Source organism: candidate division TA06 bacterium, from assembly GCA_016208585.1.
In the GTDB taxonomy this organism is placed as follows: Bacteria; Edwardsbacteria; AC1; order AC1; family EtOH8; genus UBA5202.
In genome coordinates this window covers 1-8,106 of the sequence record JACQXR010000154.1, presented here as the reverse complement: position 1 = coordinate 8,106, position 8,106 = coordinate 1, and the positions used below count along the sequence as shown (strand labels likewise).

Genomic DNA, 8,106 nt, shown 5'->3' with positions numbered 1-8,106 from the left:
GTTTGACTCCGGTTTCAGGCGTCCGAAGATCTGTTGCACTAAGGGATGGCCCAGCACCTGGTCCGGCAAGCCCTGGGCGATTATTTTTTTGTCCAGGAATATCATCCGGTCGGCGAAGCCTGAAACCGCGGCCAGGTCGTGGGTGACCAGGATGATCGATAAATGGTAGCGTTTCCTGAGCTGGGATACCATTTCATAGAAGGCTTCCACTCCGGCCATGTCCACCCCGGAGACCGGCTCGTCCAGCAGCAGCAGGTCCGGCAGCGGGGTCAGGGCCAAAGCCAGCATCACCCGCTGCAACTCGCCACCCGAAAGCTGCCCCAGCTTGCGGTTCAGCAGATGCCCGGCCCCGGCAGCATTTAGTGATTCTTCCACTATCTTACGCTGGACCTTGGCCAAACCCATCCAGGCCGGGCGTTTTTGCAGGGCCGCGCCGAACAGGTCGGCCACCGTCATCGGGGCCGAGGGGTCGAACTCCAGCCGCTGGGGCACGTAGCCGATGAAAGGTTTGTCGCGGCGCTTTTGGCCCGAATCCAGAAAATGAACGTGCCCGGTGTGCGGGACCTCGCCCAGGATGGTCTTGAGCAAAGTGGTCTTACCGGCTCCGTTGGGGCCGACGATGGCGGTCAGTTGGCCGCAGTGCAGGTGCAGGCTGATGTCCTCGAGGATCACGTTGTTTCCCAGCTTGACCCCCACCTGCACCAGCTTGGTACAGCAGGAGCCGCAGGAATTAGTATTTTGTATAGTTTTTTCTGCCATGATCATTTTCATTATAAGCAATAGGTCATATTTTGTCAAGGAATTAGCTTTAACCAATATTTTAAAGCCGCCCTTTCGGGGCGGCTTTATTTTTCTATCGCCTTCACCATTTTTTCCAACAATTCCAGCGTTTTTAGTTTTTGCATCCTTAGCCTATCAGAAATACGCTTAACTACTAATTCTTTTCCTTTGTTGTCGCTAACATAAAAGAGTTCTTGCAAAGGCACATTCAACGCATTTGCTACTTTTATTAAAGTTTCGACCGTGCTGTTTATTTCACCACGTTCGATCTGGCCCACATATTTTGAATGCATCCAAGCTCTCTCGGCCAAGGCATTTTGGGTTAAACCCGCTGCCTTACGAATATCCTTTATTCGCTGACCGATAAGTTTTAGTTCCTTTTCCGGCATATAATGGCCCTTTGTTTTTATGATGGTATCATTATTGCCGTTTAAAATATACCACTATTTATATATACTTTTCTCTTGACAAATATAGTTTTATATGGTATACTATACAAAATCACCCCAAAAAAACAAATTAAAAAAGGAGAGAAAATGAAAAGGGTAACTTGGGCATCGATTTCCATCGCTATGCTTTTAGCATGCGTCTTGTTTATTGACTGTGCCACAACACAGGAGGCCACATGGAAAACATTGCCAGAAATAACAAAGACCACTTATGAACAATCATGGTCTATTGTTGTTGGGGTTATCACCGAAAAATACGATTTAGAAATAACTGACGCTGCTTCTGGTTATTTGAGGACTGCGTGGAAAGTGAAGAAAGATTTTCTTAACCAAGATGATTCCCGCACAAGAATTTCTGTGCGATTGGAAAGCAAAACGCCATTGAAATTCAAAATACGGGCAGAAAAAGAAGCAAAAAATCTGGCTGACGAGTGGACGCCAAAAGGAAACGATGAACAGTTAGAGAAGGCCATGCTGGAAGAGCTTTCAGCAAGGTTAAAATAATAACAAACTAAAAAACCAAAAAGGAGAAACCAAACATGAAAAAACTATTTACCCTTGGCTTGCTTCTTGTGGCAATCGTTTTGGGTGGTTTTGTTGGGTGCAGCAAAGACACGCCAACCGAAACGCCAACGCCTAAAACATCACCATTGTCAGTCACAAGCATTACTTGCGGCGCTATTGACTCGGCTATGACAGGTTCGGTTGTAGATTCTTTGCAATATGTTACCGCAATATCGCTAAAGAATTCAGGCAACGGCACGGCTACCAGTGTTCAAATAAAAGTTGGTTTCTTATTTGAGGGAGAAACTGCATACACTTTTGTTAATGGTTGGGTACCGTGGGAATCCAATATAGCAGCCGGGGCAACCAGCACACGAGCAGATACTTCTTGGTCTAAATTGCATATGGTTGCAGTGGCACTAGATTCCATAAAATGGGTCACACAACAATAAATAAAGGAGGAGATATGAAAAAATTATTTGCCTCATTGTTTCTGGTGGTTTTTTGTTTTGCCTTCATTGGCTGCGCCACCATCAAAGTCGGAGGCAATGCTCAGTTAGCACCTACTTCATCGGTTGGAGAAAAAATTGCTTCAAAACGCTGCTGGTTTGCCTTGTGGGGTTTAGTACCGCTGGGTGATAACACCACCGATAGCATGGTCCCGGCGAACTCTAAAGTACGGTTTGAGACAAAAATGACCACCGTTGATTTTCTGTTAGGCTTAATTGTTGGCGGGCTGACTTTGCAAACAAAAACCGTGGAAGTTTACCAGACAAAATAGAAACTATTTTTGTTAAAAGAGGGCTGCAAGTGCAGCCCTCTTTTTTATTCTTGAAACTACTTTTACTTAACGTTAAATCTTGTAAAATCAACTTGTAAAATCATTTGACAACCCTGAGGTTTTGGGGTATTATTACGGTTTACATAATCTATTTTTGGGAGAAAATTCTTAATGGCCAAACTGCAGAAGACCATAGTCAACGAGGCCCGCTTTTCCGGGGTCGGGGTCCACACCGGCAATATGACCAACCTCACCTTTAAGCCGGCCCCGGCCGGTACCGGCATTATTTTCATCCGCACCGATATCCCCCAAAGTCCTGAGATCCCGGCCCTGATTGAATACGTGGTGGAGACCGCCCGGGGCACCACCCTGGGCCGGGATGTGGGCGGCCAGATGGTAAAGGTCCACACCGTGGAGCACGTGCTGGCGGCCATCGCTTCCCTGGAGATAGACAACCTCCGGGTGGAGCTGGACAACAACGAGCCCCCCATCGGCGACGGCTCATCCCGCCCCTTTCTGGATATTCTAAAGCAGGCCGGCACGGTGGAATTGGATGCTCCCAGGATTTATTTTGATCTGCCCAAGGTGGTTTCAATCAACGACGGCAGCGTCCAATTAGTGGCCAGCCCCAGCCACGAGCTGCGGATCAGCTTTACCATAGACTTTGAACACCATATCCTGCGCAGCCAGTACGCCTCCTTCGCCATCAGCGGGGAGACCTTTGACAAGGAACTGGCCGACGCCAGAACCTTCTGCCTGGCCCGGGACGTGGAACAGTTGCGGGCCCAGGGCCTGATCAAGGGCGGAAGTTTGAACTCGGCGGTGGTGATCGGGGAAAAGGAAATCGAGAACAAGGAGCCTTTGCGCTATCCCGACGAATTTGTGCGCCACAAGATCCTGGACCTGCTGGGCGACCTGACCCTGCTGGGACGGCCGTTGCGGGCCCACGTGATCTCCATAAAATCGGGCCACCGCTCAAATGTCAAGTTAGTGAAGGAACTGAAAAAAGTTTACGACGAGGTTGAGCGCCAGAAGAAAGGCCCGGTGTTCGATATCAACGCCATCGCCGGAATGCTGCCCCACCGTTACCCCTTCCTGCTGGTGGACCGGATTCTGGAACTGGAGGAGGGCAAACGGGTGGTGGGCCTGAAGAACGTTACCATCAACGAGCCATTCTTTCAGGGACATTTCCCGGACCACCCGGTGTTCCCCGGGGTGCTGATAGTGGAGGCCCTGGCCCAGACCGGAGCGTTTATGATCCTGCATTCGGTGGAGAACTACCACCAGAAACTGCTGTACTTTGCGGCCATAGACAAGGTGCGGTTCCGCAAGCCGGTGGCGCCCGGCGACCAGCTGAGATTCGAGTTGACCATGGTCACGTTCAAGCGGGGCATCTGCAAGATGGCGGGCAAGGCCCTGGTGGACGGCCAGGTGGTCTGCGAGGCCGAGCTGACCGCGGCCATAGTGGACAGATGACGTTTACTGACAAACTATATGCAACAGTTGCGTAAATCCACCTATAGTAGGAAAATTTACGCAACAACTTCCAAAACTCACTATTTGGGCAAAATAAACATAGCAAGAATGAACGTTAAGCGGCGGAAAGCGGAAGAAAACGCATAGCGAAGGCAAAGAGCACCCCCTCCAAGACAAAAGCGACAGCAATAATTCGAGTTGGAAAAGATAGCGTAATTTTCTACATTGAAGAAGAACCCCTAAAAGGAGAATGAGCATGACAATAGCACCAGCGAAGATAATTACCAACAATACCCCAAATATATTACGGTTACCTGTTGATTTGCAGAACCGTTTGAGCATCCTATACCGCAAACCTGACAACAATTCCCAGAGGGAATATCTCAAGCCAAATTCGATTTATCATGGCGATTCAAGGTTGGCAATATCGAGTATTGAACCAAATAGTATCGCATTAAGCATTTGGTCACCACCATATTTTGTCGGCAAAGAATATGAGGCAGGCCTATCCTTTGATGATTGGCAGTCGCTTATAAGAACCGTGATAAAAGAACATTTTTCGGTAATTATCCCAGGCGGTTTCTTGGCAATTAATATCGCAGACATTCTCTGTTTCAAAGACGCTTCCATGCCGAGATTACAAGCGGATGTTGTATCTAGAAAAAATTCTCCGATTACCAAAGAAGATGTCCTACAGGCCATTAAGAAACATCCAAATTATAAACGCCAGCAACTTGCCCAATTACTTAGATGTAGCGAACAAACTGTTGATAGAAGGCTTAATGGCAATAATATTAGAGGAGGCAAACACAAACCACAAACGAGAGTAAAAATCGTTGGCGGCCTAATTGAGGAATGGGCTCTCTCTGCAGGTTTCTACCCCTACGATAGACGCGTTTGGGTAAAAGATGCCGCATGGAGGAATTCGCGCTGGGCTAGTCTTTCTTACCGTTCGGTGGATGAATTTGAATACCTGTATATATTCTGGAAACCTGGAATAACGCGGTATGATAGAAACCGCCTAACAAATAATGAATGGAAGGATTGGGGATCAAGGGGTGTTTGGAAGTTTCCATCTGTAAGGATTAATGATATACACGAAGCCATGTTTCCCATAGAACTACCACAAAGAGCCATAAGGTTGCTAACGGATTCTGGAGATACCGTTCTTGATCCATTTATGGGAAGCGGAACTACCGCTATTGCAGCAATGCGAACTAATCGGAATTACATTGGTATTGAATTTCAAAAAAAGGCTGTTGAGACTGCACTTAAACGAATCTTGAAAGAAAGGGAAGAAAATGGTAATAGACCCCCGCTCTTTGATCGATAACCTGGACCGTTTGGAGGAAATCGAAAAGGCCACTCTCCGGCTGGTAGCCCAAGCAGTATTTGATTTTCGTTCAACTGCAGCGGAAATCTTTTCGAACGAATCAGATTTAGCACAAGATATTGGAGAAGACATAACAAGAGAAGCGCTAGATGTTATGGGCGTTTCTCGCGTCAATCAAAGGCTATTTGGAAAGATTGATTATAAACGTGCTTGCTATGTATTTCTTCCACAATATGCAATAAAACAAGCCCTCTTTGTCGATTCGAAGGCAGAAAAGAATGGAGTTGGTGTCGCTCGGATACAGACATCACAAATTTCCATGCGCATTAGGCAAAAACGAGCCGGGCAAAATGTTGATGAGCAAGGAAAACTTCCTAAGATTATTTCAATCAACGAAGACCATTTTCTTACGACAACTGCCTTTGTTAAATACAAATACAAATACAATGCAAACGGGCACAACCAGCTTGTTCACACAACCGTTGCTTTGATACCAAATGGAATGCTACAGGAGCGCTACAACCCAACTTATCAAGATACAATATGGAACGCTGGCCCAAATTCTCCCCAAAGAGGCGAGGACTTTAGAACACGGCTTTCGTTTGAAAAACTGATGCGGAAGGCGCGGTGGCGCGTCCAACAAATACCTCCTGCTCCTGAAGAATATGTCTGGCAAGAATAAAGTCAGGATAGAATCCTCCCCTCAAGAAGTGTAGGACAATGGTAGCCAGAAGACCAGCATCGCAGGGGATTGATAATAACGTTAGCAAACATCAAAGTAATTATTTTCTAAAACAAACGACCCATTCCCATAAACAAGTGGTTTACTTTTATAAACAAATGACCGACTTCCGCACTAAAATGTCCATTTTTTGTAAATAAGCGTATTTGTTCCCTAATAAAATGATTGTATTTTGATAATAAGCGAATTTGTTTTATAATTAAACGTGTTTGTTCTGTAAAACAACGGCAACTTTCATATCTATGCCTCCGGCAACCACAAAACAAACGACAGAACCATGCTAACCTTCAACTTCAGCCGCATATTCAAGGCTCGCGGGATAGACAAACCTTTCAGCTATCTGGTAAATCTTGGTTATTCCGGCAATTTTGCCACCAGGATCGTCAACAGCCGCATCGCTTCCCTGAATTTAAAAACGGTCGAAAAGCTATGCGGGTTATTGCAATGCACGCCCAACGACTTGTTGGTCTGGACGCCTGAAAAGAAAGATGCGAAAAACGAAACCCACCCGTTGATCAGCCTTAAACGAAATGAAACCGTCGTCAACCTGACAAAGATTTTAAATTCGGTTCCGTTGAACAAGCTGCCTGAGATTGAAAAGATGATCAACGATAAGATAAAAGAGTGAGCTTCGGCGCGATGTAAATGCCGGAAAAGCCTTAAATGACTGAAAGGTTGTTATGGCCAATAGTTCTCCTAAATTCACCAATCTGTTGGTATGGCAAAGGGCCCATGCCTTGGTGCTGGAATTGTGCAAAATAACTAAAAGCTTTCCCAAAGATGAATTATTCAGTTTAACTCCGCAGATGAGACGGGCGGCTATGTCCATTGCAGCCAATATAGCCGAGGGTTCCAAGAAAAGCCGCGCAGAATTCCGTCGGTTCCTGACCATTTCCGAAGGTTCTCTGGAAGAGATCAAATATTTTCTGATACTCAGCAAGGATCTTGGTTATATAACAGAGGAAAAACACGAGCAAATGACGACACGGGCCAATGAGGTCGGGTTTCTTCTTCATCGGCTTCGTCTGAGTCTAAACCAAGCCTGACATCTATACCTTTTTGTCTTTTACAACCTTTACTTCCTTTACAACCTTTACAACATTTACAACCTTTACTTCATTTAGAACATGCCCAACCAGATCCATCCCACCGCCATTATAGATCCCACGGCCAGGATCGGCGACAACGTTACGGTCGGCCCCTTCACCATCATCGGCCCGGAATGCGCGCTGGGCGACGGCTGCGTCATCGGCTCTTCGGTGGCCATCCACAAATGGACCGAGCTGGGCCAGGGCTGCAAGGTCTGGCACGGAGCCTCCCTCGGCAGCGACACCCAGGATCTGAAATACAAAGGGGCCAAGACCAAGTTGGTCATCGGCGCAAAGACCGTGATCCGGGAGTTCGTCACAGTCACCCTCTCCACCCTGGAGGGCCAGGTGACAAAAATCGGGAACAACTGCCTGCTGATGGCCTATTCCCACGTGGCCCATGAATGCACGGTGGGCGACAATGTGATCCTGGCCAACTCGGCCACCCTGGCCGGCCACACCATCATCGAGAACTTTGCCATCATCGGCGGGCTGACCCCGGTCCACCAGTTCTCCCGGGTGGGCTGCCACAGCATCGTGGGCGGATCTTCGGCGGTCCAGAAGGACGTTTTGCCCTATGCCAAGGCCTTCGGCAATCCCTTGAAGATGTATGGCCTCAACACCATCGGCCTGACCCGGCGGGGTTTCAGCCAGGAAAAGCGGGAGCTGCTGGACCGGGCCTACCGCATCATCTTCCGGTCGAACCTGAACACCACCCAGGCCCTGACCCGTCTTAAGGAAGAGATGGAGATGACCCCGGAGGTAAGGCATATGGTGGAGTTCATCGAAGGCTCGGAACGGGGGATCACTAAATAGTTTTCACTGAAAAAGAAGTGACAAATATGCAGTAAACATGCGGATTTCACTTCCGTTGGCCGTTAGAAAATGGTATAATTAGGGACAACAAAGGAGGAATTATGCTGCGATTACGAAGCCAACAACAACGCGAAGTG

11 protein-coding genes are annotated in these 8,106 nt (G+C 47.5%); 9 read left to right on the top strand and 2 right to left on the bottom strand.

Going from position 1 to position 8,106, the window contains the following annotated elements; all coding sequences use genetic code 11:
* Both HY768_11115 and HY768_11110 read right to left on the bottom strand, forming a co-directional pair.
* A partial coding sequence (locus HY768_11115; GenBank protein ID MBI4727748.1) for a metal ABC transporter ATP-binding protein occupies window positions 1-765 on the bottom strand: 765 nt, incomplete at its 3' end.
* 80 nt (window positions 766-845) lie between these two features.
* On the bottom strand, window positions 846-1,169 hold the full coding sequence (locus HY768_11110; GenBank protein ID MBI4727747.1) for a helix-turn-helix transcriptional regulator: 324 nt from the start codon (window positions 1,167-1,169) through the stop codon (window positions 846-848).
* A 147-nt stretch (window positions 1,170-1,316) separates the two neighbouring features.
* On the opposite strand from HY768_11110, the gene HY768_11105 reads away from it, so the two are divergent.
* The 9 genes from HY768_11105 (at window position 1,317) to lpxA (ending at window position 7,969) form a co-directional block, all read left to right on the top strand.
* Window positions 1,317-1,733, top strand: a complete 417-nt coding sequence (locus tag HY768_11105; GenBank protein MBI4727746.1) for a hypothetical protein — start codon at window positions 1,317-1,319, stop codon at window positions 1,731-1,733.
* A gap of 35 nt (window positions 1,734-1,768) precedes the next feature.
* Complete coding sequence (locus HY768_11100; protein ID MBI4727745.1) at window positions 1,769-2,185, top strand: hypothetical protein; 417 nt, start codon at window positions 1,769-1,771, stop codon at window positions 2,183-2,185.
* Window positions 2,186-2,199: 14 nt separating this feature from the next.
* The gene (locus HY768_11095; GenBank protein MBI4727744.1) at window positions 2,200-2,514 is read left to right on the top strand and encodes a hypothetical protein; all 315 of its coding nucleotides are present in this window, start codon (window positions 2,200-2,202) and stop codon (window positions 2,512-2,514) included.
* 171 nt (window positions 2,515-2,685) lie between these two features.
* On the top strand, window positions 2,686-3,990 hold the full coding sequence (locus HY768_11090; protein ID MBI4727743.1) for a bifunctional UDP-3-O-[3-hydroxymyristoyl] N-acetylglucosamine deacetylase/3-hydroxyacyl-ACP dehydratase: 1,305 nt from the start codon (window positions 2,686-2,688) through the stop codon (window positions 3,988-3,990).
* 256 nt (window positions 3,991-4,246) lie between these two features.
* Complete coding sequence (locus tag HY768_11085; GenBank protein ID MBI4727742.1) at window positions 4,247-5,323, top strand: site-specific DNA-methyltransferase; 1,077 nt, start codon at window positions 4,247-4,249, stop codon at window positions 5,321-5,323.
* The gene (locus tag HY768_11080) at window positions 5,292-6,005 is read left to right on the top strand and encodes an SfiI family type II restriction endonuclease (protein ID MBI4727741.1); all 714 of its coding nucleotides are present in this window, start codon (window positions 5,292-5,294) and stop codon (window positions 6,003-6,005) included. The genes HY768_11085 and HY768_11080 overlap by 32 nt, the downstream gene beginning before the upstream one ends.
* Window positions 6,006-6,342: 337 nt before the next feature.
* Entirely contained in the window at window positions 6,343-6,693 is a 351-nt protein-coding gene (locus tag HY768_11075; GenBank protein MBI4727740.1) for a helix-turn-helix transcriptional regulator, read from the top strand.
* 52 nt (window positions 6,694-6,745) lie between these two features.
* Window positions 6,746-7,111: a four helix bundle protein gene (locus HY768_11070; GenBank protein MBI4727739.1), complete on the top strand. Its 366-nt coding sequence runs from the start codon at window positions 6,746-6,748 to the stop codon at window positions 7,109-7,111.
* Window positions 7,112-7,192: 81 nt separating this feature from the next.
* Entirely contained in the window at window positions 7,193-7,969 is a 777-nt protein-coding gene (gene lpxA / locus HY768_11065) for an acyl-ACP--UDP-N-acetylglucosamine O-acyltransferase (protein MBI4727738.1), read from the top strand.
* Window positions 7,970-8,106 lie beyond the last annotated feature (137 nt).